The organism is Halorubrum sp. B52 (genome assembly GCF_059752555.1).
This window is the reverse complement of the sequence record NZ_MWTG01000010.1, coordinates 40678-65569: the sequence shown is the minus strand read 5'-3', so window position 1 is coordinate 65569 and position 24892 is coordinate 40678. Positions and strand designations below refer to the sequence as shown.

General features: G+C 68.6%; 24 protein-coding genes. 13 read left to right on the top strand and 11 right to left on the bottom strand.

Annotation, left to right across the window (positions count from 1 at the left end):
- Nucleotides 1–28: 28 nt before the first annotated feature.
- Together B4V04_RS14950 and B4V04_RS14945 are read right to left on the bottom strand one after the other, a co-directional pair.
- Entirely contained in the window at nucleotides 29–589 is a 561-nt protein-coding gene (locus B4V04_RS14950; protein ID WP_498232523.1) for a rhomboid family intramembrane serine protease, read from the bottom strand.
- Between the two features lie 71 nt (nucleotides 590–660).
- A complete protein-coding gene (locus B4V04_RS14945; protein WP_498232522.1) occupies nucleotides 661–933 on the bottom strand; it encodes a DUF7967 family protein in 273 nt (90 codons plus the stop codon).
- 229 nt (nucleotides 934–1162) lie between these two features.
- On the opposite strand from B4V04_RS14945, the gene B4V04_RS14940 reads away from it, so the two are divergent.
- Genes B4V04_RS14940 through B4V04_RS14925 form a run of 4 tightly spaced genes read left to right on the top strand, consistent with a single transcriptional unit; the run spans nucleotide 1163 to nucleotide 7055 of the window.
- A complete protein-coding gene (locus B4V04_RS14940) occupies nucleotides 1163–2404 on the top strand; it encodes a lysylphosphatidylglycerol synthase transmembrane domain-containing protein (RefSeq protein WP_498232521.1) in 1242 nt (413 codons plus the stop codon).
- A gap of 22 nt (nucleotides 2405–2426) precedes the next feature.
- On the top strand, nucleotides 2427–3608 hold the full coding sequence (locus B4V04_RS14935) for an alpha-1 4-glucan-protein synthase (protein WP_498232520.1): 1182 nt from the start codon (nucleotides 2427–2429) through the stop codon (nucleotides 3606–3608).
- A 39-nt stretch (nucleotides 3609–3647) separates the two neighbouring features.
- Nucleotides 3648–4787, top strand: coding sequence for an extracellular solute-binding protein (locus tag B4V04_RS14930; protein ID WP_498232519.1), 1140 nt, complete (start codon nucleotides 3648–3650; stop codon nucleotides 4785–4787).
- A gap of 15 nt (nucleotides 4788–4802) precedes the next feature.
- Nucleotides 4803–7055 carry an ArnT family glycosyltransferase gene (locus tag B4V04_RS14925; RefSeq protein WP_498232518.1) on the top strand — a complete coding sequence of 751 codons (2253 nt, stop codon included), beginning with the start codon at nucleotides 4803–4805 and terminating at the stop codon, nucleotides 7053–7055.
- Between the two features lie 661 nt (nucleotides 7056–7716).
- Here the strand turns inward: B4V04_RS14925 and B4V04_RS14920 are convergent.
- From B4V04_RS14920 to B4V04_RS14910, 3 genes are all read right to left on the bottom strand, one after another.
- The gene (locus B4V04_RS14920; RefSeq protein WP_498232517.1) at nucleotides 7717–8511 is read right to left on the bottom strand and encodes a dolichyl-phosphate hexose transferase; all 795 of its coding nucleotides are present in this window, start codon (nucleotides 8509–8511) and stop codon (nucleotides 7717–7719) included.
- A gap of 65 nt (nucleotides 8512–8576) precedes the next feature.
- Entirely contained in the window at nucleotides 8577–10232 is a 1656-nt protein-coding gene (locus tag B4V04_RS14915; protein ID WP_498232516.1) for a GMC family oxidoreductase, read from the bottom strand.
- On the bottom strand, nucleotides 10229–10795 hold the full coding sequence (locus B4V04_RS14910) for a gluconate 2-dehydrogenase subunit 3 family protein (RefSeq protein WP_498232515.1): 567 nt from the start codon (nucleotides 10793–10795) through the stop codon (nucleotides 10229–10231). The genes B4V04_RS14915 and B4V04_RS14910 overlap by 4 nt, the downstream gene beginning before the upstream one ends.
- 115 nt (nucleotides 10796–10910) lie before the next feature.
- Here B4V04_RS14910 and B4V04_RS14905 point away from each other — a divergent pair, with 115 nt between their 5' ends.
- Together B4V04_RS14905 and B4V04_RS14900 are read left to right on the top strand one after the other, a co-directional pair.
- On the top strand, nucleotides 10911–12521 hold the full coding sequence (locus B4V04_RS14905) for an ABC transporter permease (RefSeq protein ID WP_498232514.1): 1611 nt from the start codon (nucleotides 10911–10913) through the stop codon (nucleotides 12519–12521).
- Nucleotides 12522–12616: 95 nt separating this feature from the next.
- Nucleotides 12617–13552 carry an NAD-dependent epimerase/dehydratase family protein gene (locus B4V04_RS14900; RefSeq protein ID WP_498232513.1) on the top strand — a complete coding sequence of 312 codons (936 nt, stop codon included), beginning with the start codon at nucleotides 12617–12619 and terminating at the stop codon, nucleotides 13550–13552.
- Nucleotides 13553–13969: 417 nt separating this feature from the next.
- Here B4V04_RS14900 and B4V04_RS14895 read toward each other — a convergent pair whose 3' ends face one another.
- Nucleotides 13970–14227: a hypothetical protein gene (locus B4V04_RS14895; RefSeq protein WP_498232512.1), complete on the bottom strand. Its 258-nt coding sequence runs from the start codon at nucleotides 14225–14227 to the stop codon at nucleotides 13970–13972.
- A 782-nt stretch (nucleotides 14228–15009) separates the two neighbouring features.
- Between B4V04_RS14895 and B4V04_RS14890 the strand changes: the two genes are divergently transcribed.
- The 4 genes from B4V04_RS14890 to prf1 all read left to right on the top strand — a co-directional run bounded on the left by B4V04_RS14890 (nucleotide 15010) and on the right by prf1 (nucleotide 20442).
- Complete coding sequence (locus B4V04_RS14890; RefSeq protein WP_498232511.1) at nucleotides 15010–15819, top strand: helix-turn-helix transcriptional regulator; 810 nt, start codon at nucleotides 15010–15012, stop codon at nucleotides 15817–15819.
- 250 nt (nucleotides 15820–16069) lie between these two features.
- Nucleotides 16070–16675, top strand: a complete 606-nt coding sequence (locus B4V04_RS14885; protein WP_498232510.1) for an OsmC family protein — start codon at nucleotides 16070–16072, stop codon at nucleotides 16673–16675.
- A 211-nt stretch (nucleotides 16676–16886) separates the two neighbouring features.
- Nucleotides 16887–18704, top strand: a complete 1818-nt coding sequence (gene argS / locus B4V04_RS14880; RefSeq protein WP_498232509.1) for an arginine--tRNA ligase — start codon at nucleotides 16887–16889, stop codon at nucleotides 18702–18704.
- 487 nt (nucleotides 18705–19191) lie between these two features.
- Nucleotides 19192–20442: a peptide chain release factor aRF-1 gene (prf1, locus tag B4V04_RS14875; protein ID WP_498232508.1), complete on the top strand. Its 1251-nt coding sequence runs from the start codon at nucleotides 19192–19194 to the stop codon at nucleotides 20440–20442.
- A gap of 36 nt (nucleotides 20443–20478) precedes the next feature.
- On the opposite strand, the gene B4V04_RS14870 is transcribed toward prf1, so the two are convergent.
- From B4V04_RS14870 to B4V04_RS14850, 5 genes are all read right to left on the bottom strand, one after another.
- The gene (locus B4V04_RS14870; protein ID WP_144799907.1) at nucleotides 20479–20916 is read right to left on the bottom strand and encodes a metal-dependent transcriptional regulator; all 438 of its coding nucleotides are present in this window, start codon (nucleotides 20914–20916) and stop codon (nucleotides 20479–20481) included.
- Between the two features lie 43 nt (nucleotides 20917–20959).
- Entirely contained in the window at nucleotides 20960–21445 is a 486-nt protein-coding gene (locus B4V04_RS14865; protein WP_498232507.1) for a ferritin-like domain-containing protein, read from the bottom strand.
- Between the two features lie 131 nt (nucleotides 21446–21576).
- Nucleotides 21577–22176, bottom strand: coding sequence for a DUF5789 family protein (locus B4V04_RS14860; protein WP_498232506.1), 600 nt, complete (start codon nucleotides 22174–22176; stop codon nucleotides 21577–21579).
- Between the two features lie 85 nt (nucleotides 22177–22261).
- Nucleotides 22262–22639 (bottom strand): DUF7344 domain-containing protein, encoded by a 378-nt coding sequence (locus B4V04_RS14855; RefSeq protein WP_498232505.1) that lies wholly within the window; start codon nucleotides 22637–22639, stop codon nucleotides 22262–22264.
- A 133-nt stretch (nucleotides 22640–22772) separates the two neighbouring features.
- Nucleotides 22773–23429 carry a helix-turn-helix domain-containing protein gene (locus tag B4V04_RS14850; RefSeq protein WP_498232504.1) on the bottom strand — a complete coding sequence of 219 codons (657 nt, stop codon included), beginning with the start codon at nucleotides 23427–23429 and terminating at the stop codon, nucleotides 22773–22775.
- A gap of 162 nt (nucleotides 23430–23591) precedes the next feature.
- Here B4V04_RS14850 and B4V04_RS14845 point away from each other — a divergent pair, with 162 nt between their 5' ends.
- From B4V04_RS14845 to B4V04_RS14835, 3 genes are all read left to right on the top strand, one after another.
- Nucleotides 23592–24233 (top strand): helix-turn-helix domain-containing protein, encoded by a 642-nt coding sequence (locus B4V04_RS14845; protein ID WP_498232503.1) that lies wholly within the window; start codon nucleotides 23592–23594, stop codon nucleotides 24231–24233.
- A 113-nt stretch (nucleotides 24234–24346) separates the two neighbouring features.
- Nucleotides 24347–24691, top strand: a complete 345-nt coding sequence (locus tag B4V04_RS14840) for a HalOD1 output domain-containing protein (protein ID WP_498232502.1) — start codon at nucleotides 24347–24349, stop codon at nucleotides 24689–24691.
- Nucleotides 24688–24873 (top strand): hypothetical protein, encoded by a 186-nt coding sequence (locus B4V04_RS14835; protein WP_498232501.1) that lies wholly within the window; start codon nucleotides 24688–24690, stop codon nucleotides 24871–24873. The genes B4V04_RS14840 and B4V04_RS14835 overlap by 4 nt, the downstream gene beginning before the upstream one ends.
- Nucleotides 24874–24892 lie beyond the last annotated feature (19 nt).

The following is a 24892-nucleotide window of genomic DNA, read 5'->3' as shown; positions in this document are numbered from 1 at the left end:
CGGCGTCGCGGTTTCCTCTCCGCTCGCGTTACCGAACGTCGAGCAGTCCGACCCGTCCCGAGAGGAGGCCGCAGAACGCGCCGACGGCGTGAGCGATCAGCGCGACGCCGGGCGCCGCGGTCGTCGCGGTGAGCGCGACGGCGGCGAGCCCGAACAGCGCGAACTGCGCGCGCGGCGGGAGCCGCAGTCGGTCGAACAGCGTCGCGGTAACGACGTTGCCCGCGAGCAGGTAGCCGCCGAGCGCGAACACCGCGCCGCTCAGTCCCAACACGGCGGTCGGGGGGCCGACCAGCCCGCCGACCGTCACCTGCGCGATCCCGGCCAGCCCCCCGGTCGTCACCACGAACGCGTGGAACCGCGGTCGCGTCGTCCGGCGCTCGACGAGCGGGCCGACGAGGAGCAGCGCGAGCGCGTTCGCCAGCAGGTGACCGATCGACCCGTGCGCGTACACGCTGGTGACGACCGTCCAGGGCGCCAGCGACAGCGGGGTCGACAGCGCGAACAGCCCCGCGAGGCCGACGAGGCGCAGCGCCCCTTGCACGGCCCCGACGATCGCCGCGATCGCGAGCGTTTCGAAGGTGGCGCGCATCGAGGGCACGTTCGCGGTGGACCGACTTAAGCGCGGTCGCACCGGCCGGGTCGCGCCGGCCGAGTCGCCGGTCAGATCACGTCGTCGGGGGCGTGAGTCGCCGCCATCCGCTCGGCCTCCGCCGCGTATCGCTCGCGGTCGGCGGGGTCGTCGACGCTCCCGACGTTCGCCGGGGCGGCGTCGACCGCGGCGGTGGTGTCCCGGACGTCGGAGAAGGAGGTGAGCGCGCGCTCCTTTCGGAAGTACCGCTCGCCGTCGGGCGTGGCGTAGGTGAGGATCACCATGTTCTGCTCGTCGTCGGAGTACGTCCGCTCGACGAGCCACATTCGCACGGTGTCTGTCATGTGCGATATTTCGATTTCCGCACAAAAACGGCTTTCGCTGGTTGGCACCCGCCGGGAGCGGTGCGGTCCGTCCCCGTGACGGCGCCCCTCCCCGTTCGCCGAACCGTCAGCGTTATATGTTTTAGGGCAGCCTAAATCAACGTATGACCGTCGAACGGCGCCTCGAACGCCCGCGGACCGGTGCGATAGCCGGCCGCCCCCGATCGCCCCGTCGAGGGGAGTCGCGTCCGTGACGGGGAGCGGCCTCCAGGCGCGCCTCCGCGCCGGACTCTCGCGCGGGCGACTCACCGCCTTCGGGACGCTCCTCGTCCTCGGACTCGGCGCGGCGATCCTCGCCCGCGGTCTCGACGCGGACGCGGTCGTCGCGGCGGTGACGGCGGCTGATCCGACGCTCCTCGCCGTCGCGCTCGGCGCCTACCTGCTCTCGTGGCCGCTCAGGGGGCGGCGGTACGGCGACGTGCTCGCGGCGATGGGCCGGCGCTGCCGGACCGGCTTCCTCACCGCGACCGTGTTCGCCAGCCAGACCGCGAACCTCGCCGTTCCGGCGCGGGCCGGGGACGGCGTCCGTGCGTACCTGCTCAAGGAGCGCCGGGACGTGCCGTACCCGACCGGCGTCGCCTCGCTGGCCGTCGAGCGCGCGTTCGACCTCGTGGCGATCGGCGTCCTCGGGGGCGTCGCGCTCGCGCTCCTGTTCCTGACCGGCCGGTCGCCCGGTTCGGGCGAGTCCGTCGGCGCCGTCGCGCCCTCGACCGCGCTCGCGGCCGCCGCCGGCATCGCCGCCGTCGCCGCGGGCCTCTCGGTCGCGACCGTCGCGGTCGCCCGGAGCGACCGGCGGTTCGGGTCCGCGCTCCGCACCCGGGCGGCGGGGTCGCGACTCGCGGGGGCCGTCGACGCCGCCGTCCGGTTCGGCGCGTCCGTCCGCGTCGTCGCCGCCGATCCCCGGCGCCTCGGCGCGGTGTTCCTCTGGAGCCTCGCGGTCTGGGCGCTGGACGTCCTCACGGCGGTGCTCGTGCTCGCCGCGCTCACGGGCGGGGTCGGCGGGACGGCCCCGGCGACGACGCTGCTCGTCGTCGGGACGCTCGCGGTCAGCGTCGGCAACCTCGCGAAGGTGCTCCCGCTCTCGCAGGGCGGGATCGGGCTGTACGAGGCGGCGTTCACCGGACTCGTCGTGAGCGCGACGGGACTGCCCGTCGAGACCGCGCTCGCGGCGGCGATCCTCGACCACGCGCTGAAGAACGCCGTCACGCTCGCGGGCGGCGGCCTCGCCGCACTCGCGCTCGGCCTCTCGCCCACGGCCGGCCCCGCTGGAGACGGGGAGCCGACGCCCTCGGTGCAGGCCGACGGGGGGAGCGTCGTCGGGGAGTCCGGGACGGAAGGCGCCGCCGGCCCCGACGTGGAGAGCACCGGCGACGCGGCGTCGAACGCGACCGATGAGAGCGGGTCGTCGCGTCCCGGACCGCCAGGTTTTTAGGTTGGCCTAAAAACATCGGAGTATGGAAGAACGCCGCTCAGCCGCCGCGAGCGGGGACATCTGCGTGATCGTCCCCACGATCCGGGAGTACGAGTGCCTCCGCGCGTACGTCGCGAACGCACGGGAGCACGGGTTCGACGTCTCCCGGCTCCACTTCGTGCTCGTCACCGAGGACTTCTGCGACGTCGAGGAGATGCGCGCCATGCTCGACGACCTCGACGTCTCCGGCGAGGTGTTCGACGGCACCCGCCGCGAGGAGTGGTACGAGGCCAACGACGTCGCGGAGTACGGCCACGTCGTCCCGGCCGCGAGCCACGCCGAGACGAGCTTCGGGCTGTTGTACATGTGGGCCGACGACGCCTTCGACTACGGCCTCTTCATCGACGACGACACGCTCCCGCACGACGACGAGGACTACTTCGGCCGTCACATGGAGAACCTCGCGCTCGAGGGCGAGGTCGAGTCCGTCGGCTCCGACGAAAGCTGGGTGAACGTGCTCTATCAGAACGCCGACGAGCACGGACTCTACCCCCGCGGCTACCCGTACTCGGCGATGGACGAGACGGTCGAGACGGGCACCGCCGAAGTCGAGTCCGGCGAGGTCGTCGCCTCGCAGGGGCTGTGGACGAACGTCCCGGACCTCGACGCGGTCCGGATCCTGATGGACGGCGACCTGGAGGGGCAGGCGCAGACGCGGACGACCGCCGACGACTTCGGCGGCGACTTCGTCGCCGCGCGCGGCAACTACCTCACCGTCTGCTCGATGAACCTCGCGTTCCGCCGCGAGGTGATCCCCGCCTTCTACCAGATGCCGATGGACGACAACGAGTGGGACGTGGGCCGCTTCGACGACATCTGGTCGGGCGTCTTCCTCAAGCGGGCCTGCGACGTGCTGGACAAGCGGATCTACAACGGTCGCCCGCTGTGCGAGCACAACAAGGCCGCGCGCTCGACGTTCGACGACCTCGCGAACGAGGTGGCGGGGTTGGAGCTGAACGAACACGTCTGGGAAGTCGTCGACGAGGAGGGGGGCGACGCCGACTCGTTCGCGGCGGCGTTCGCGGAGATGGCCGACGCGCTCGCGGAAGGCGATTTCTCCGAGTGGAACAACGGCGCGTTCCTCAACCACTGCGGGGAGTACATGAGCGACTGGCTCGACTGCCTCGACGCGATTCAGCGCACGCCGGCGCCCGCGGACGACTGAACCGACACGATTAAAAGTATTTAGGCAAGCCTAAAACACATGACGAACCACGAATCTAACGGACGCGACGTTCGGCGACGCCGGTTCCTCGCGGCGGCGAGCGCGGTCGGCGCGGCGGGGATCGCCGGTTGCATGGGCGACGACGAGGGCGACGGCGGTGACGGCGGTGACGGCGGACCGGCGGTCGGCCAGATCGGGTCCGGTCGCCAGGGCCGCGGGGCCCCCGGCGGGACGCCGATGGCCGAGATGCCCCCGCTGGAGGGCGAACTCACCGTCTACTCCGGGCGGGGCGAGTTCCTCGTCGGCGAGCTCGTCAGCTACATCGACGGGCTGTACGACGACCTCGACCTGACCGTTCGGTACGGCGGCTCCACCGACCTCGTGAACCAGATCGCCAACGAGGGCGAGGGGTCGCCGGCCGACGTGTTCTACTCGGTCAACGCCGGCGCGCTCGGCGCGCTCGCCGACGAGGGGCGCACGCAGGCGATCCCGGACGACATCGCCGGGCTGGTCCGCGAGGAGTTCCGGACCGACCAGTGGGTCGGCACCTCCGGGCGCGCCCGGACCGTCCCGTACAACACCGACGAGTTCTCCGAGGACGACCTCCCGGACGACATCATGGCGTACCCCGAGGAGTTCGAGGGCGACCTCGGCTGGGCGCCGTCGTACGGCTCCGCGCAGGCGTTCATCACCGCGATGCGGATCCTCGAGGGCGAGGAGGCCACTCGCGAGTGGCTCGAGGCGATGGTCGAGCGCGGCGCCTCGACGTACCCGGACGAGTTCGTCACCTGCCAGGAGATCGCCGACGGCGAGATCGACGCCGCGTTCACGAACCACTACTACATCCAGCGCGTGCTCGACGGGAACCCGGACGCGCCCATCGCCACCGCGTTCACCGAGGGCGACGCGGGCGCGGTGTTCAACGTCGCCGGCGCCGCGGTCGTCGACAGCGCCGCCGACGCCGACCTCGCCGCGAACTTCGTCCGGCACCTGCTGTCCGCGGAGGCGCAGGACTACTTCGCGCGGTCCACCTTCGAGTACCCGCTGATCCCCGACGTCGAGCCGATCGGCGACCTCCCGACGATCGACGAGCTCGACGTCCCGGATATCGACCTGTCGCAGCTGTCGAACCTCGAACCGACGATCGACCTCATGCGCGAGGCCGGCGTCGAGATCTGAGCTCGCCCGCCGCCCGTGGCAGTCCTTCCCCCGTTCGCCCGTCCCCGTCGGCTCGCGACGCGTCTCCGAGAGCGGCTCGCCCGCGCCGACCGAGTGACGCTCGCGGCGGCCCTCGTCTCCGTCTCTGCCGGCGTCCTGACGTTCGCGATCGCCGCCACCGTCTTCTCGCACCACTCGGTGAACCACGACGAGGGGGTCTACCTCACGCAGGCCGCGCTCCTCCTCGCCGGCCAGCTGGAGTTCCACGCCGGCCCGCTCGCCGACGCCTTCCACCCGTGGTTCTTCATCGAGGACGGCGGCCGGCTCTACCCGAAGTACAACCCCGTGCCCGCGGCGACGTTCGCGATCTCATTGGCCTTATTCGGCGAGCCGCGCGTGACGCTCGCGGCGGTCGCCGCCGGCAACGCCGCCTTGGTGTATCTGCTCGGGTCGCTGGCGTTCGGGCGCCGCGCCGGGCTCGCCGCCGCCGTCCTCTTCGCCGCGTCGCCGATGGCGATCGCGACCTCCGCGGTGTTCCTCCCGTACGCGCCGACGACGTTCTTCAACCTGGTCTTCGCGGTCGCGTACCTCCGGAGCGTCCGGGACCGGTCGCTCGCGGCCGCGGGGGTCGCGGGCGCCGCGATCGGGATCGCCTTCTTCGCGCGGCCGTACACCGCGGTGCTGTTCGCCGCGCCGTTCATCTGTCACGCGCTGTGGCGGGTCGGGCGGGGGGTCGCGAGCGACGGCCTCCGCGGGCTTCCCGACCCCGTCTGCCGCCACGGACTGACCGCCTTCTTCGGCACCCTCTTCGTCGGGGTCACGCTCGCGTACAACGTCCGGATGACGGGGTCGCCGCTCGTCTTTCCGTACCAGGTGTTCGCGCCGATGGACGGCCCCGGGTTCGGCGAGCGGCGCATCCTCGGCCACTCCGTCGACTACACGCTCGCGCTGGCGCTGGAGTCGAACCGGTACGCGATCCAGGAGCTCGCAACTCGGTGGTTCGTCGCCGGCCCGCTCGGGACGCTCGCGGCGCTCGTCGGGGGTGCGATCGCGCTCCGGCGGTGTCGCACGCGCGGCGACCCCCGTGCGCTCGCGGCGGCCGCCGACGGCGGGGGCGGGACCGTCGACGCTTCCGGATCGCCCGGCTTCCGGCGGACGGCCGTTCTGCTCCTCGTCGGGATCGCGGTCTCGGTCGTCGTCGGGAACCTGTTCTTCTGGGGGACTCACAACGCGCTCGCCGACCTCTCGGACCCGACCGACGGGCTCGCGTCGCTGTTCGGCCCCTTCTACCACTTCGACCTGCTGGTGCCGCTGTCGGTCTTCGGGGGGCTCGCCGTCGCCGCCGGGGCGCGGGCGGTGGCCGCCGCTCGCGACCGACTGGTCGCCCGGGGCTCCGCGTCGTCGGTCGGGTCTGCCCGGGCCGCGCGCGTCGCGGTCGCGGTCGTCGTCGCGGTCGCGGTCGTCGTCGCCGGCGTCGCCGCCGCGGACGCGGCCGCCGAGCCGATCGAGCGGAACGCCGCGATCGACGCGAAGTACGAGGCCGCGTACGCGCCGTTCGACGAGACGGCGTTCGAGAACGGGCTCGTATTCGTTCCCACGCCGTACGGCGAGTGGCAGAACCACCCGTTCCAGTACCTCCGGAACGGCCCCGGACTCGACGGCGAGGTCGTGTACGCGCTCGACCGCGACCCGGTCGAGGACTTCGCGGTGCTCGACGCGTACCCGGACCGGACGCTGTACCGCTACGCCTACCGCGGCGTCTGGGCCCCGAGCCCGGACGCCCGCGTCACGCCGAAGCTGGAGCCGCTGGACGTGCGGGGCGGGGAGCGGATCGACGCCGAGACGACCGTCGGCGTCCCGGACCGCGTCGCTCGCGCGCGGGTTCGCGTCGACCCGCGGCGGGGCGCCCCGGGCGGTCCGGACCGCGCCGCCTACACGGTGGCGGATCCGGGAGAGTCGATCGCGGTCGACTGGACGGTGACGCCTGAGGGCGTCCGACTGCCCGGCGCGGGGGACTCGGGCGAGCCCGTCCCCTTCGACCCCGAGGGCGACGTGGTCGCCGTGACGGTGACGCTCGTCGACCCCGCGGGCGCGACGTACACCTACCGGCAGGAGGTGACGGTTCGGGTGACGGACGGGGGTGAGGGCGTCGAGGCCGTCTGGCCGCCCGAGCGCTCGACCTGCCGGCTCGTCACGGAGTGCGGGAACGAGGGGACGTACCTCCCCGACGAGTCGGGCGTTCACCCGGAGTGGGTCGTCTTCGAGACGGAGGCCGAAGCGAGCGAATAGGACGCGGATCGCGCTGAAGACAGTAGTGCCGTGGTGGCGGTTGTAGATCCCCCGTCCGCTCGTGGGGACCTGGTCGCCTGCTCCGGAAGGGCCTCCAAAGACCCAGCCGCTCGCTTATAATTAGTTGCTGTCGAACTGGCGGCGCACACCTCCAAAGCCCCAGCCGTGAGGCGGGCGCACGCTCGTTGCGCTCCTCGCTCGGTCGCCACCGCTCCCTCGCTGCGGTGCTTACGTCGTCATCGGAACGCTCCGCGTTCTGATTGGCTCACGAGAGCTCTGCTCTCGTGAACGCCTGCGCCCGCCTCACGGCTGCCCCTTTGAGTCCCGCCCCGCACCGCCGGAAGACGTTCCTGCTCGCTTCGCTGCGCGGGCTGTGACTTCCGTGCTCCCGCTCGCTTCGCTCGCGGGACCGCAACCGCACCTCACACCTCCCCAGCCTCGTCGCTGGCACCCTCCGCTTCGCTCCGGGAGCCAGCGACTCCCTCGCGCGTGCGATTCGCGGCCTGACGGCCGCTCACCGGCACGCGCCACCGCCGTGTCCATTTATAAATAATCGGCGCCGTCGCTCGGGGTCGTAAAAAACGTCGCCGGCGGCGGCCCACTGTGCCCACAGTGTACGTCCGGACCGCCGTCCGACGACCGTGTCGGGGGCGAAGCGCCCTCAGAAGCGCCGCAGCTGCTCCTCGAGACAGACGGTGACGATCGACTTCGCGATGGCGGCGCCGCCGCCGATCGGGTCGAGCTTCGTCTCGCCGAGGCGCTCGGCGTACCGGATCGGGCGCTCGCGGACGTCGTGGCCGCGCATCAGCGGGCGGATCAGGAGCTCCGCGGAGAGTCCGGTGTTCTCGGTCCAGCCGATCTCCTCGACGACCTCGCGGCGGTACGCGCGCATCCCCGTGGTGGTGTCGTGGACGCGGTCGCCCATCAGGAGGCTCGCGAGCGCCGCGAACGCGTGGTTCCCGAGGCGGTTGAACGCCGGCATCGCGTCGGCGCCGTGGTAGAGCCGGTCGCCGCTCACCACGTCCGCGCCGTCGTTGATCTCCGCGAGGAACTCCGGCAGCGCCTCCATCGGGTAGGTGTCGTCGCAGTCGGCCGTGACGACCACCGGGCGGTCGGGCGTCAGGATCGCCTCCCGCACCGCGACGCCGTACCCCTGCGGCTCCTGTTCGACGACGCGCGCGCCGTGCTCCCGAGCGATCTCCGCCGTCCGGTCGGAGGAGCCGTCGACGCAGACGACCTCGGCCTTCCCGTCGGTGACCTCGTCGACGTCCTCGAGCACCGTCGCGATCGCCTCCTCCTCGTTGTACGTCCCCATCACGACGCTCAGGTCGTCGAAGGTGTACGGTTCGCCGGTATCGTCAGAACTGACGGCGGCGTCGTCGGATGCGGTCTCGTCGGTCTCGTCCCGATCGACGACGGCCGCGGAGCCGTTCGTCACGTGTGCTGAATCGCTCATTACCCGCATCTCCGTTCGCACGCACTTGAGTTTTTAGGTTTACCTAAAATAGTGCCGGCCGGCAGTCATTTCCCGCTGCCGAGCCACTCGGCGACGTCGTCCCCGACGCGGAGGGCGAGCGCGGCGATGGTGAGCGTGGGGTTCATCGCCCCGCTCGTGGGGAAGACGGAGCTGGAGGCGATCCAGCAGTTCGACAGGTCGTGGGTCCGGCAGCGCGCGTCGACGACGCCCGTCTCGGGGTCGTCGCTCATGCGGGTCGTTCCCATGTGGTGGTAGGCGGGGCCGGTCGTGTCCGGCCCGGCGACCCACTCGACGTCGGCGCCGAGCTCCTCTAAGATCTCGACCTGGATCTCGTTCGCCCGTTCGATCGTGTCGAGCGCGCGCTCGCCGACGGTCCACTCGATCCGCGGGACCGGGTTGCCGCGGTCGTCGGTGCGGTCGTCGGCGAGCGTCACGCGGCTGTCGGCGTCGGGGAGCTGTTCGACGAGCCCGCCCATCGCGACGTGGTTCCCGTACCCGTCGCGCAGTCGCTCCAAGAGGGAGTCGCCCCAGTCGTCGCCCGACAGCGCCATCTCGACGGGCGAGGGACCGGCGTAGTTGAAGAACTCCAGCTTGAACGGCGCCTGCTCGGCGTCGGCCTCGTCGTAGAACTGGTCGCAGGCGCTCGTGTAGAAGCCGACGTGGTTCTGGCGCGTCGGCTCGTCGAGGGTCCCGCCCGCGCCGGCGAACAGGTGGTCCATGAAGAACTCCCCGACGTGGCCGCTCCGGTTCGCGAGCCCGTCCGGGTAGCGGTCGGACGCGGAGAGGAGGAGGAGCCGCGGCGTCTCCACGCCGCCGCAGGCGACGACGAACGCGTCGGCCTCCTGCCTGTGCTCTTCGCCGTCCGGCGTCGCGTACACCGCCGCGGTCACTCTGTCGTCGCCGTCGTGGTCGAGCCGCTGGACGGGGGCGCGGTCGATCACGGTCGCGCCCCGCTCCTCCGCGCGCTCGGTATGGACCGTCGCGTCGTATTTCGCGCCGCTCGGACAGACGGGCTGGCAGGTGCCGTAGCCGACGCAGGGCGACCGCCCCTCGTACGGCTCGGAGTTGCGGGCGTTCGGCACGGAGTGCATGTCGATCCCGAGCGACTCGCAGGCCTCGGCGAACAGCGAGTCGCTGTAGGAGGGCTCGAACGCGGGCATCGGGTGCGGCTCCTCTCGGGGCGGCGCGTACGGGTTGTCCGAGGCGCCCGCGACGCCGAGCTCGCGCTCGGCCTCCGCGTAGTACGGCCGCAGGTCGGCGTACTCTACTGGCCAGTCGGGACCGACCCCTCGGGCGGACCCCGAGTTGAAGTCGTCCTCGTGGAGCCGCATCACCATCCCCTGCCAGTGGAGCGTCGACCCGCCGACGCCCTTCACGCGGGCGTGGTTCAGCGGGTAGAACCAGTCGCCGGCGTTCTCGTGGGCGTCGCGCGCGCCGCCGACGCCCCACACGTCCGGCCGGTCGTAGGAGGGGCGGATCGCCCGCTCCTGACGCGCCAGCCGGTCCGCGGGGTCGAACCGCGGTCCCGCGTCGAGCACCACGACCTCGCGGTCGCCGGCCAGCCGGTCGGCGACGAGCGCCCCCGCCGGCCCCGCGCCGACGACGCAGACGTCGGCGTCCGGGACCGGTGTGCGGTCGACGTCGCGCCCCCCGTCGCCGGCGTCCGACCGCCCGTCACCGACGCTCTCGGCGCCGCTCACGGCGGCCCTCGCTGGTAGCTCTCCGCGCCGCCGGGGTGTCCCTGCGGGTTCTCGATCCCCACGAGCTCGCCGCCGGTCGGCGAGGCGTACAGCGCGAGGAGGAGCTCGTTGACGACGTAGTACCGCACCCGCTCCGCCGCCGACCCGTTCGGGTCCTCCTCGGCGGTGTCGGCGCCGAGCTCGCGGAGCAGTCGGTCCCGGTCCGCCGCCGAGAGGTCGGCGACGGGGGCGTCGTACCACGACCGCGCCGCCGACTCGACCTCGGCGACCGCGGCCCGGATCCCTTCCCCGTGGGCGGACCCGTCGAGACGGCCGTCGAGGAACGCGTCGACGAACGCCTCGACGCCGGCGACCGACTCCGGGTAGACGACCCCCGCGACCGCGGTCATCGCCTCGCAGACCGCCTCGTCGTCGGGGAGATCCTCGTTGCCGGGGGTCTCCCCGTCGTCGGCCTCTCCCGGTCTCTCCCCGCCGTCGCCCGCCCGACGGACGCCGAGCGCGACGCCGCCCGTCGCGCCGATCGCGGCCAGCGCGGCCGCCGCGTCGCGTCGCGTCAGTTCCATGGAAGATTTTAGGTTCCCCTAAATTCTTATATCCGTCGGAGCGCGCTCGCCGCGATCGGAACCCCTAACGGCGGGCGCGGTAACGCTCGGACAGAGCGACCCCGCCTCCCGCACCATGACCCTGCGACACTGGCTCCGAGACCGCCTCACCGACGGCGACGGACGGCTCCCGATCGGGCTGACGCTGCTGTGTGCGGCGATCGCCGCGACGCTCGTGTTCCCGCTGGCGTGGCTCGTCATCGAGGCGGCCGCCGTCGAGCGCGGCCGGGCGATCGACCTCCTGTTCAGCGCGGGGACCGCAGACGTGCTCGTCAACAGCCTGCTGCTGATGGGCGGCGTCACCGTCTTCTCTATCGTTCTCGGCGTCCCGCTCGCGTACCTCACCGCCCGGACCGACCTCCCGTTCCGCCGCTTCTGGTCCGTCGCCGTCGCGCTCCCGCTCGTCGTTCCGAGCTACGTCGGCGCCTTCTCGTTCGTCTCCGCGTTCGGACCGCAGGGGGAGTTCCACACCGTGCTCGCACCGCTGGGCGTCGAGCGGGTGCCCGACATCCACGGGCTCTTCGGCTCGATCCTCGTCATCACGCTGTACACGTACCCGTACGTCTACCTGACGACCCGCGCCGCGCTGCTGTCGTTCGACACGACGCTGCTGGAGGCCGCCCGGACGCTGAACCACGGTCGGCTCTCGGCGTTCCGCCGGGTGACGCTCCCGACCATCCGCCCCGCGATCGCCGCCGGGTCGCTGCTGGCGGCGCTGTACGCGGTCTCGGACTTCGGGACGCCGTCGATCATGCGTCTTCCCGTGTTCACCCGCCAGATCTACGTCGAGTACAACGCGTTCGGCCGCGACTACGCCGCGCTGCTCTCCCTCCAGCTGCTCGTCGTCGTGGTCCTCGTGCTCGCGCTGGAGTGGGCCGTCCGCTCCGACCGCGAGACGAGCGGCGACGACGCCGGCCGGACAGAGGACCGGGTGTCGCTCGGGTGGCTCCGCTGGCCGGCGACGCTGCTGCCGGCCGGCGTCTCCGGGTTCGCGCTGCTCGTCCCCCTCTGGATCCTCGCGCTGTGGCTGGTCAGGTCGGAGTCCGGCCGCCGCCCCTCGATGACGTTCGAGCCGGTGCAAGTGCTCAACTCCGTGTCGGTCTCCGCGGCGGCGGCTGTCGCCGCCGCGCTCGCGGCGATCCCGGTCGCGTACTTCGCGGCGAACCACGACTCGCCGCTCGCGACCGTCTTCGAGCGCGCCACGTACGTCGGGTTCGCCGTCCCCGGCATCGTGCTCGCGCTGGCGCTCGTCTACTTCGGTTCCGGCTACGTGCCGTGGCTCTACCAGACGCTGCCGCTCTTGGTGTTCGCGTACGTGGTCCGCTTCCTCCCGCAGGCCGTCGGGTCGGCCCGCACGTCGATCCTCCAGGTCGACCGGCGGCTCGTCGAGGCGGGACGCACGCTCGGCGAGTCGCCGAGCGGGGCGTTCAGGCGCGTGACGTTCCCGCTCGTGCGGTCGGGCGTCGTCGCCGGCGCCGCCCTCGTCTTCCTCACGACGATGAAGGAGCTCCCGGTCACGCTCGTGCTCCGCCCGTCCGGGTTCGAGACGATCGTCACGCAGATCTGGCGCGCGCAGGCGACGGCGCTGTACCAGTACGCGGTCGTCCCGACCCTCATCCTGCTCGTCATCTCCGGCCTCTCGATGGTCGTCATCCTCGCGCAGGAGGGCCGCGAGGAGGGGCTCTGAGCGGCGGCGAGGGAGGGTTCTCGCTCCGGGGCCGACCGCCGGCCCCGCCGACCGGAACCCCACACGTATTACTCGATCCCCCGTCAGGGAGGCGTATGGACCTCTCCGACTCGACTGCACTCGTCACCGGCGGCGCGGGGCTCGTCGGGAGCCACCTCGCGGCCCGGCTCCTCGACCGCGGCGCGACGGTTCGCGTCGCCGACGACCTCTCGAAGGGGACCCGCGATCGGGTCCCCGACGGCGCCGACTTCGTCGAGGCCGACCTCACCGACCCCGGCGACGTCGCCGAGGCGGTCACGGGCGACCTCGACGTCGTCTTCCACTTCGCCGCGTACACCGACACGAACTACGACGACGACCGGGAGCTGTTCGAGGAGAACACGGCGATGACGTACAACGTCTTGGAGCGCATGCACGAGGTCGACGTCGACCGGCTCGCCTTCACCTCCTCGTCGACGGTGTACGGCGAGGCACCGCGCCCGACGCCGGAGGACCACGGCCCCCTGGAGCCCATCTCCATCTACGGCTCCTCGAAGCTCGCCGACGAGGCGCTGATCTCGACGCACGCCCACTCGTACGGGGTGCGGTCGTGGGTGTTCCGCTTCGCGAACATCGTCGGCCCGCACCAGCGCGGCAACGTGATCCCCGACTTCATCCAGAAGCTCGACGCCGACCCGACCGAGTTAGAGATCCTCGGCGACGGTCGACAGGAGAAGTCGTACATGCACGTCTCCGAATGCGTCGACGCGATCCAGTACGTCGTCGAGCACGCCGACGAGGACCTGAACGTCTACAACCTCGGCACGCGGACGACCACGTCGGTCACCGACATCGCCGACATCGTCGCCGACGAGATGGGCGTCGACCCCGACTACGCGTACACCGGCGGCGACCGCGGCTGGACCGGGGACGTGCCGAAGATGCGTCTCTCCATCGAGCGGCTCGTCGACCTCGGCTGGGAGCCCGCGATCGAGAGCGACGCGGCGGTGCGGCGGAGCGCTCGGGAGCTTATCGACGAGATCGTGGAATAGGGAGCGGTCGTTTCGGCTCTGCCGAAATATTTAGCTTCTGAGGATTTGTCGAGAGTATGCTGAACACAGCGCGCGTATCTCGGACGGAGTTTCCTTCAGATTCAATCTGATCGACTCGGTCAATACAGGTCAAGCATATGATGGATTTTGAGTGTGCGGGGACGGACCGTCATCGGGAGCCATCCGCACGATACCACCGACGAGGGCAGTATGGTGATCATCGCGGGTGGCGGTGGAGCGGGCGGTCGTCGGTGGCGGCCGGGAAACCCGCCGGCGGCACTGAGAGTTCCGTTGGCGGAGACCGAGACGACAAAGCTTGCGACACAGTCAGGCGAACGTCGGAGTCTCGACGCTGCCTTCCATCCTCAATAGAGCGAGAATCACGGGATCTAATCAGTCGATAATACTGAGATTATTTCAGTTTTCCTGTATTGTCACATTTTCGAAAACTATCGTACAGTCCTCAACGGTAACACCGCCAACGTTGATTCCACCTCCGTTCCCACCTCCCCCGATAATGCCCTTCGCAATTCCTGCCCCCGTCTCAATTATCCTTTTCCATCCAGCACCCGCTATTCTTATCTGGTCAGGATCCCCGTACCCCTCAGTCGTGATATCTACGTCGACATGAGTTTCCTCTGAATCTTCTTCGCGAAGATCGGATCGGGCAGTCAATCTAATTGACGCAGTGGGCTCACGGGTGGATTGTAACCCAAGGACAGATCTCTGACCGATTGGAGAATCCGGGAACTCCGGCCATGTGGGACCAGGCGATATTGGGCCCGGCCACGTTGGTCCAGGCGATCCCGGTCCCGGCCACGTTGGTCCAGGCGATCCCGGTCCCGGCCACGTTGGTCCAGGCGATCCCGGTCCCGGCCACGTTGGTCCAGACGACCCCGGCCCCGGCCACAGCCACTCGTTGGAAGACATGGACGGATTCAGCCCACCCCATGGAGGATTAAGTCTCCATTCGTCTCCGCAGTCCGTTCCGAACCACATTTTTTCGAAGAGTTCGCGAACTTCCTTTTGCGAAAGCTCTTGGAGCGATTCGTATAATTCCTGATCCGTGTCTGGTTCGGTTGATTCCATCACGACTTTGATCATTGTTAGTTACATACATAGATTCATCGTATGATAACTTTGCAGCGTGTGATAAATCCGCACGATCTGAACTGAATGCACGGCCCGACCAGGGGCCCAACGTGCTACGGTCAACCGGTGGTGACCGATACATGACCTGTACTGATCACAACTAGGTCAGAATATATCTACTCAAGGCAGATCTGTCCCATGTGAGTCGACTTCGATGTGACAGGGTGGGTACTGACGAGCGAGCGGTGTCCTGTTTCGTGGACCGTCCCGCCTCGATCAGGATTCAGCAGTGACTCGATAACCCGACCATCGAGCGTGGTGCGTGAGGGCACAACCGTTTTGACGGTCCTGAGCGTGCCTCTATTATGGGGTGTGTTAACGTGAAACATCATAATGAAGACTCATCGATCGCCGACATAGCGTATCTCACACGGTCCGACCACCGTGTCTCGACGCTCGCCGCGCTGACGGAGCGTCCGAAGAGCTGCTCCGAACTGTGCGAGTTGACCGGGGTTTCGTCGTCCACGATGCGTCGGACGCTGGACCAATTCACCGACCGGCTCTGGATCCGCAAAGACGAGTATCAGTACGTCGCGACACGCCTCGGGGAGGCTATCGCATCCGGGATGGGGGATCTGCTCGAACTGGTCGAAACCGAGCGAACGTTACGGGACATCTGGCACTGGCTCCCTGACGAGATCGGAGAGTTCCCGTTCGAGACGTGGTCGGAGCTGACAATAACCGTCGCTGAACCCGATACGCCTTATGAGCCGGTGAAACGACTCGCGTCGCTTCTCCGGGAGATGACTACCGTGCGGTTCCTCCACCCGGAGGTTGCACTGATGGATCTGTGTTTCGACGTGCTCTACCGACTGGTCCGCGAGGGCGTAGACATGACGTTGATCGACCGACCGGAGTGTCACGCATACTTTCTTTCGACGTATCCGAATCGCAGTTCAGAAATGGTGCGACAGGACAATTTCACGATCTTGGAACACGATGAGCTTCCGCCGTACGGAGTCGGTCTGCTCGACGAACGCGTTACGATCAGTTGTTACGAGCGAGACAGTGGAACGGTCTGTGCACTGATCGATACCGACGCACCGGTGGTCCGCGAATGGGCGACATCCGTCTACGACGCCTACTCGTCCAGTGCACGGTCCGCCGAATCATAGATGACAGACAAGTGCAATTTTTTTTAGCAACGCGATGGAGCGTGCTCATATTCCTGTGGGCGAGAACATGGGATTGATCGAGATGTCGTGGACCCGGTGAGCGGTAGATTGCAACTGGTGGTCGGTTTTGCAGTAGGTGGAAGACCGGCTGAGACTGCCGAATTCCCACGAAATAGCTACAATATTCACGGGGACGTACCGACTCTGGCCGGGAGGAGATTCGAACGTTTCTACCCCGGCGGAGAAACCGATGACCGACGAACAACAACTATCGCACGGTATCGACCTGGGAACTCTCGAAGGGTTCGCCGAACACGCAGCCGAGAATCCCGAAGCCGTTCAGCTCGGCCTCGGGGCGTCCGCGACCTACGAGGGGACGGCCGCGCACAGCCTGGCGAAGATCGATAGCTACGACCTCGGCGGCGAGACCGTCGCTCGCGAGACGCGTGAATACACCGTCCCGTACGGCGCCTGGAAGGAGGTGCTGGACGCCGGTGGGTGGGTCGGCGCGACCGATCGGATCGAACCGATCGAAGCGGCACTGTCCGCGCTCGCCGCCTGTATCAACGTCGGCATCAGCATCAATGCCGCCGCAAACGGTGTCGACATCGACCAGCTCCGGACGCGCGTCCGGACCGACTTCGATCCGGCGGTCCTATTCAGTCTGGCCGAACTCAAGGAGGCCGACTCGGTCTACGAGAACCTGACCGCTGAGATCGAAATCGAGGGGGAGGACGTGGACGACGACCTGGTCGATGAGTGGGCCCGACGAGCACCCGTCTACACGCTCGTCTCGCTCGCCCAAGATGTCCAGCTAACGGTGAACACGCCGGCCGAGGCGGCGGCCGACGACTGACGGGGTTGACCCGAACGCCGGAATCACCCTGTGTGAAACGCATTGAGCAGCAGTGAAAAGCATCTCGCCGGCGACCTCGACGCGCTCCTCGTGGCCGCTATCAACGGCTACTCGGGGGCGCACGCCACCGCAGCCTCGCGCACGTTCCGTCCGTCGTCCTCCCGCGCGCCGCTTCGGAAGGGCCTTTTAGGCCGACCGACGAACGGACGGTATGTTCAGGCAGTTCCGGTCGGAGGTCGAGGCGGCGCTCTCGGACGCGCTCGCCACGCTCGACCTCCCGACCGACGACCTCGGCATCGAACGCCCGCCCGACGACATGGACGCGACGCTCGCCTCCAGCGTCGCCTTCCGGCTCGCGGGCGAGGTCGGCGACGCGCCGCCGAACGTCGCGAGCGAGGTCGCCGCCGCGGTCGACGTCGCCGGCTACGACTACCTCGATTCGGTCGACACGGCCGGGCCGTACGTCAACTTCCACGCGGGCGAGCGCTACCTCGTCGACGCGCTCGACGCGGCCGCCGCCGACGCGGGCTACGGCGCGCTCCCCGACCGGGAGACCTCGGTCGTCGTCGAGCACACGAGCGCGAACCCCACCGGCCCGGTCCACGTCGGCCGCGCGCGCAACCCGATCGTCGGGGACGCGGTCGCGAACCTCATGGAGTACGCCGGCTACGACGTCGACCGCCACTACTACGTCAACGACGCGGGCCGCCAGATGGCGGTGTTCACGTGGGCGTACGAGCGGTTCGACGAGTCGGATCTCGACGAGGAGCCCGCCCGCGACCGCGCCGAGTACGACCTCGTCCGCTACTACCGGAAGGGGAACGCGTTCCTGGAGGAGGCCGACCCCGACGACGTCGAGGCCGCGGAGGAGGAGATCGCCGCGATCCTGCAGGGGCTCGAGGTCGGCGACGAGGCGACGTACGAGCGCGTCGGCGAGGTCGTCGACGCCGTGCTCGGCGGGATGAAGGAGTGTCTCGCGCGGCTCCCGGCGGAGTTCGACGAGTTCGTCAAGGAGACGCGGTTCATGCGCGACGGCTCCACCGACGACATCGCCGCGCGGCTGAAAGAGACCGATCAGGCCGTCTACGAGGAGGACGCCTGGCAGCTGGAGCTCGACGAGTGGGGGATCGAGAAGAACCTCGTCTTCCTGCGCTCGGACGACACGAGCCTCTACACCACCCGCGACCTGGCCCACCACGAGTGGAAGTTCGACAACTACGACCGCGCCGTCACCGTGCTCGGCGAGGACCACAAGCTGCAGGCCGACCAGCTCGACGCGACCTTAGAGCTCCTCGGCAACGACACCGACCGGCTCGGCCACGTCATCTACTCGTACGTCAACCTCCCCGACGGGAAGATGTCCACCCGACGCGGGACCGGCGTGATGCTCGACGACCTGCTGGACGAGGCGATCGACCGCGCCCGCGAGGCGGTCGAGAGCCGGATGGACGACCGCATCCGCGACGACGACCTCACCGACGAGGACGTCGAGCGCATCGCCCACCAGGTCGGCATCGGCGCGGTTCGGTACGACATCGTCTCGAAACAGCCCGCGAAGGCGATCACCTTCGAGTGGGAGGACGCGCTCGACTTCGAGGCGCAGTCGGCCCCGTTCGTCCAGTACGTCCACGCGCGCTGCGCCGGGATCCTCGACGAGGCCGCGGCCGAAGGCGTCGACGTGCCGGGCGTGACGGGCGGCGCCGGCGGCTCCGAGAGCGCGGTCGACCCCGACGCCCTCGACGTCGACGCCGCGGTCTTCGACACGGAGGCGGAGCGCGAGCTCCTCCGCGAGGTCGCCCGCTTCCCCGCCGTCATCGAGGAGGCCGCCGACGACTTGGAGCCGCACACGGTGGCGACGTTCACCCGCGAGTTCGCCGACGCGTACAACGCCTTCTACCGGGAGTGTCCGGTCGTCACGGCCGAGAACGACGAGCTCCGCGCCGCGCGCGTCGCGCTCGTCGCGGCCGCGAAGCACACGATGGCGAACGCGCTCGACGTGCTCGGAGTCGAGGCGCCCGAGTCGATGTAGGAGCGGGGCGATCGGTTCGGTCATTCGGTTCTTTTTGATCGAAGTGGTGTCGTCGTTGGTGCGGTGAACACTTCCAAAGCCCAAGTCGCTCGGCTGTACGCAGTTGCCAACACTCCGGTGAACACTTCCAAAGCCCCAGTCGCGAGGACTCGATGGGCTCGCTGCGCTCCTCAGTCGCTCGTTTCACTCGCTCCCTGTGGTGCTTGCGTCGCCCGTCTTCGTCCTCACGACTGCCCCTTTGAGTCCCGCCCGACCGCAACCACCCCGCTCCTCACGCCTCCCCAGCCTCGTCGGTCGCCCTCCGCGTTGCTCCGGGTGACCGACTCCCTCGCGCGACGCCGCTCGCGGGCCTTCGGCCCGCTCACGGGCGCGCGCCACCGCTCATCAGTATAACTACTCACGCGTTCGACGATCCGTGCGACTCGGTACCGCCGCTCTAACGGGGAGGTCAAAGCTTACTTACACGCACGCCGCCGTAGTTCGGGTAATGAGTAGCGACGCCCAAGCGGCGAGCGAGGACCGACGGAAGTACGAGTTCCGGAAGGTCATCGAGGAGCTCAAGGACTTCGAGGGCTCCGGCACGCAGCTCGTCACTATCTACATTCCCGAGGACCGGCAGATCTCCGACGTGGTGGCCCACGTCACCCAGGAACACAGCGAGGCGTCCAACATCAAGTCCAAGCAGACCCGGACGGCCGTGCAGGACGCGCTCACGTCGATCAAGGACCGCCTCCGCTACTACGACACCTTCCCGCCCGAGAACGGGATCGTGATCTTCTCGGGGGCGATCGACGCCGGCGGCGGCCAGACCGACATGGTCACCCGGACGCTGGAGTCGCCGCCCCAGCCCGTCGAGTCGTTCCGCTACCACTGCGACTCCGAGTTCCTCACCGAGCCGCTCGAGCACATGCTGGAGGACTCCGGGCTGTTCGGGCTCATCGTCTTAGACCGCCGCGAGGCCAACGTCGGCTGGCTGAAGGGCAAGCGCATCGAGCCCGTCAAGTCGGCCTCCTCGCTCGTCCCCGGCAAACAGCGGAAAGGGGGCCAGTCCGCGCAGCGGTTCGCCCGCCTCCGGCTGGAAGCGATCGACAACTTCTATCAGGAGGTCGCGGGGATGGCCAACGACCTGTTCGTCGACAAGCGTCACGAGCTCGACGGCATCCTCGTCGGCGGCCCCTCGCCGACGAAAGACGAGTTCCTCGACGGCGACTACCTCCACCACGAGCTCCAGGACAAGGTGCTCGGCAAGTTCGACGTGGCGTACACCGACGAGTCCGGGCTGAAGGACCTCGTCGACAACGCCAGCGAGGCGCTCGCCGACCAGGAGATCGTCGAGGACAAACGCCACATGGAGGAGTTCTTCGAGAAGCTCCACACCGGCGAGGAGGCGACGTACGGCTTCGAGCAGACCCGGCGGAACCTGATCATGGGCTCGGTCGACCGGCTGCTCATCTCCGAGGACCTCCGCTCCGACGTCGTCGTCTACGAGTGCCCGAACGGCCACGAGGAGTACGAGGTGATCGACTCGCGGCACTCCACTCCGGACCACGAGTGCTCCGAGTGCGGCGAGCCGGCCGACGTCGACGAGCGCGACGACGTCATCGAACACCTGATGAACATCGCCGAGCAGCGCGGGACGGACACGAAGTTCATCTCCACGGACTTCGAGAAGGGCGAACAGCTGATGGACGCGTTCGGCGGCATCGCGGGAATTCTGCGGTACTCCACGGGCGTCTAAATCGACCGCCCCGACGACGGGGACGCGTCTCCCGCCTCACTCCGACTCGACCGGCGCCATCGCGACTTCCAGGCACGCGCAGGCGTCGGTCTCGGGGTCGAAGCAGTCCGGACACTCCGGCTGTCGGTCGATGATCGTGTCGAGCCGCTCGGCGACGGTGTCGTCGATGACGGCCTCCAGCTCGCGGGCCTCCGCGCGGAACTCCTCGACGCCGAGCACGTTCGCGAGGAAGCGCTCGATGATACAGTAGGTCTGGAGCGCGTCTCGCGCTCGGATGATCCCGTCGTCGGTGAGCCGGACCCCCTTGTACTTCTCGTGTTCGGCGAGCCCGCGCTCCTCCAGCTTGCCGATCATCTCGTTCGCGCTCGCCGGGCTCACGTCGAGGGCGTCGGCTATCGACCCCGTCGAGGCCGGGCCGTCCTCCTGCTCCTGTACGACGTATATCGTTTTGAGGTACTGGTCTGCGGTGTTCACGGCTCTCCTCCGTCGGGGACCGTCGTCGGTTCGATGCGTCGGTTCATCGTCGCTCCATGACCTCCGTGACCTCGCTGACGCCCTCGGCCTCCTCCTCCCGGATCGTCCGCAGCGTCTCCAGGAGGCGTTCCCGGTCGATCGAGAACTCCGCGTCGGACGCCTCGATCGCCTCGATGAGGTCGTCGTAGAACTTGTAGGCCGTCTCCTCGTTACACAGCTGATCGTACAGGATCCCGTCGAAGTCCTCGGGCTTGGTCCGGCCGTAGCGGGCGTCGACGAGCGACTCGATCTCGTCGAACGGGACGCTGTCGACCCCGAGCCCGGCGATGAGCGACTCCAACCGCTCGCGGTGGTCGGCGGACTCCTCGGCCGCGTCCGCGAGCAGCGCCTCGATCTCGTCGTCGAGATCGGCTTCGACGCCTCGATAGTGGTGATGCGCCCGCGCCTCGACCACCTCCTCCAACACGATTCCGATCTGCAGCAGCCGGGCGAGCTGGTCGTCGGAGGCGATCCGCTGGCTCACGCTCACGGCCACCACCCGTCACCGCTCGATACGCCCGTTCGCATACATTCGCATTCGGGCGCAGGCCGACTTAAGGTGTTCCCCTTCAGCCGGGGGTCGTTCGGACGGGCCCGCACGGCGGGAGGGCGGTCGACCGCCTATATCCCGAGCCAGTCGCTGTTCCGGACCCGGTGTCCCTCTCGCCGAGAGACCTTCGCCGCCTGTCGACGGATCCCTCGCGAGGTCGGGAGCTTCCCCTTCTCGCGGATCCGCTCGACGACCCAGTCGCGGACCTCCGCGATCGCCTCGTCGTCGTCGTCGGGGCTGACCCGCTTCAGTTCTTGGAAGGTCCGCTCGTAGGCGTCGTACTGCGAGCCGTCGAGCTCCTCGTTCGGCAGCGCCTCGCTGGCCTCGACGATCCGCTTCATCGCCGCGGCGACGGTGGGTCGCTGTATCCGAACGCGGACGCGGTCAGGGGAGTCGAACACCGCTCGGTCCGTGTCCGGGACCAGCTGCTCGACGGTGTACCGCTCCGCCGGGGAGGCGATCTCGCGGTCGCCGATCCTCGAGACGATCTCAGCCCCTGTGGTCGGGAACTCCAGCCGTTCGAGCTCGGTCTCGACTTCTCCGAGATCCGCGGTGTCGAGCTCCGGTTCGGGCTCGTCGCCGCGTTCCAGCTCCGCGTCGACGTCGCGCCGTCGCTGTCGGTTCTCCTCGTCCCGGGCTTGGTCCTCCCGTCCCGCTTTGTCGTCTGCCATTCTCCCGTCTACGGCTCCCGACCGTATAGTCCTGTAGGTAGTATGAAATTATAACAGTCTCGAAATAATGAACGTCCGCACCCCGCTATCCGTTCCGGGCCTCCGCCTCGTGCTCGTCGATCACCGACCGCAGCCGCCGGGCGAGCGCCCCCTCGACGCTCCGCACTCGCTTCTCGTCCGGGTCGTACTCGACGAGACCGGCGGCCTCCAGCTTGGGTAGGTCGACGTGATGCAGCCCGATTCGGATCCGCCGCCGCTCGGCGTCCGTCGTCGTCCCCTCGCGTCGAGACTCGTCCCGAATGTCGTCGACGAGCGCGTCGAGCTCGGAAGCGCCGTCGTCGTCCCGGCGCAGCGACCGGAGGACCGCCCGTCGCCGTCCGTCGGCGATCGCAGACAGGACCCCGTCCGGGTCGAAACGCTCCGCACCGATCGAACGCTCGCGTTCCGGCTCGCCTTTCGTCACGCGATATCTCCGATCCGTGGACGTGTCGCTCTCTGTGAATTTCGCACGACAGGCCTACTCTCGTCACTCGTATTTCGCTTCCCCATGGTACACCATGTCTGCCATCATATCGCGAGGCGGAGAGAGACGAGATTCAGCGCTCGGTGTCGACGACCGGGAGCGTGTGCGTGACGAGCGCCGCGATGGCGCGTCGGAGGCGCTCGGTGACGGCCTGGTCGGAGATGCCGAGCTCGTCGGCGAGCTCCTTCGTCGTGCACCCTCTCGGGATGTCGTAGTATCCCGCCCGGACCGCGAGCGTGAGCGCCTCGAACTGCGGTTCGGTGATCCCGTACCACGGCTGTACGTCCGGTTCCGAAGGTTCGTACACGCGGGTCACTTCCAGGTTGATCCCGGCCTCCTCGCAGTCGGTCGAGAACGCGCTGAGCGACTCTTGGCTCGGGAATCGGACCTCGAACGTCCACGTCGACGGAGCCCCGACGCCGTCCAGGATCTGGCCCCCGCTCGCCTGCACCGCCTCGATGAGGTCGTCCCGGTTCGCGTCCCATTCCAGCGTGAACAGCGTGCGGTCCTCGAACTCCTCGACCGGCGTGGCCGCCTCGACGGTCGGGTGACGCCGGACCCCGTCCACGAACGAGTCGCGCGAGGCGTCGTGGATCCAGAACAGCGGGACGGTGGCCCCTCCGAGGGGGACGAGCGTCTCGAGTTCGACGGTGGAGTTCCCCTCGACCGCGAGTATCCGTCCGAGTTCGAAGCTCCCGGACGACACCCGGAACTCCACGATCACACTCATTAATCGATTCCGAATGAGTAGTTCTCGATCCCCGTATAAAGAAGAGGGCCATGGTATACCATGTTCGCGCTGAGCGTGACGTTCGAACCCCGTTCCGTCAGGCGGTCGGGTGCTTGGCACACCATACTCGCGGGTTATCTCCGTTTGGACCGATCGGCCCGTATGGCCACGGTCATGCAGTTCACGAGCCCGGCGGACGAGTTCCCGCTGGGGACGGTGTTCGAGAACCTACCGGAGGTGACAGTGGAGTTGGAGCGACTCATTCCGGACGAGTCGCTCATCATCCCGTACTTCTGGGTGCGCGGTGCGCGCGCGTCAGACATCGAAGCCGCCTTCGACGCGCATCGGGGCGTCGTGAGCATCGAGCTCATCGACGACGTCGACGGCGAGTATCTCATGCGCGCGGAGTGGAACGACGACTACTACGGCGTCCTGAACGCCCTCGCGCACGCCAACATCGTCGTGCTCTCGGGTATCGGCACCAAGGAGGGGTGGCAGTTCGAGGTCCGCGGGGAGAGCCGCGACCGGATCGGCGAGTTCCGAACGGACTGCCAGGCTCACGACATCCCGATCGAGATCACCGCCGTCCACTCGCTGTTACCGGTGCAGGGAGCCGGGTACGAGCTCACGGACACGCAGCGAGAGGCGCTGGTGTTGGCGTACGAGATGGGGCACTTCGACTCGCCGCGGACGGCGTCGCTGGAGGAGGTCGCGGCGGAGCTCGGGATCTCGCAACAGTCGCTGTCCTCCCGGCTCAGACGCGGCCACCGCCGACTGATCGCGAAGACGCTGATCACGCCGTGACGCGTCGCCGCTCGCTTCGGGATCCGGCGACGCCGAGGATCGCCCGTTCCCTATAAATACCTTCTGTACTATCAGTAGTACACTTGAACCGACGCAGACCGTTACACCGTTATATGTCCGTCAGAGACGCCGGAACAATTCTCGAGTCGTTCGTTTTCCGTCCGGGGTCGGAGACGTATCTGGCACGGTACGACCGGATGAAGACCTCGGCCAGTACGGCGGTCATCGCGACCCTCGCAGAGATTTTGGACGTCGACCCGACCGAGATGGACCCGCTGTTTCAATCGATCGACGTCGAGTCGCTCGACGCGCTTTTCAGGGGTTCGACCGACGGCGACGTTCGCGTCACCTCCACGGTCGCGGGACGCGAGGTCACCGTCACCGACGACGCGGTGATCGCGAACCGCACGCTCGACGACGACGGCAGCACCGGGAGCGAGGGGCTCCAGTCCGCGTGAGCTCCGAGGACGAGACGACGTCGGACGAGGCGGGATTCCGCACCGAACTGCGGGCGCTGCTTCGCCGCGCGCACCGGACGGGCGTCGACGTCGAGGGCGGGTGGGAGTGCCGAAACGGCGCGGAACACCCCGACTGGGACGTCATCGTCGCCGAGGTCGAGAAGCCGGGCGGCTCCGAGTGACGGGATCTATCTCGGCGAA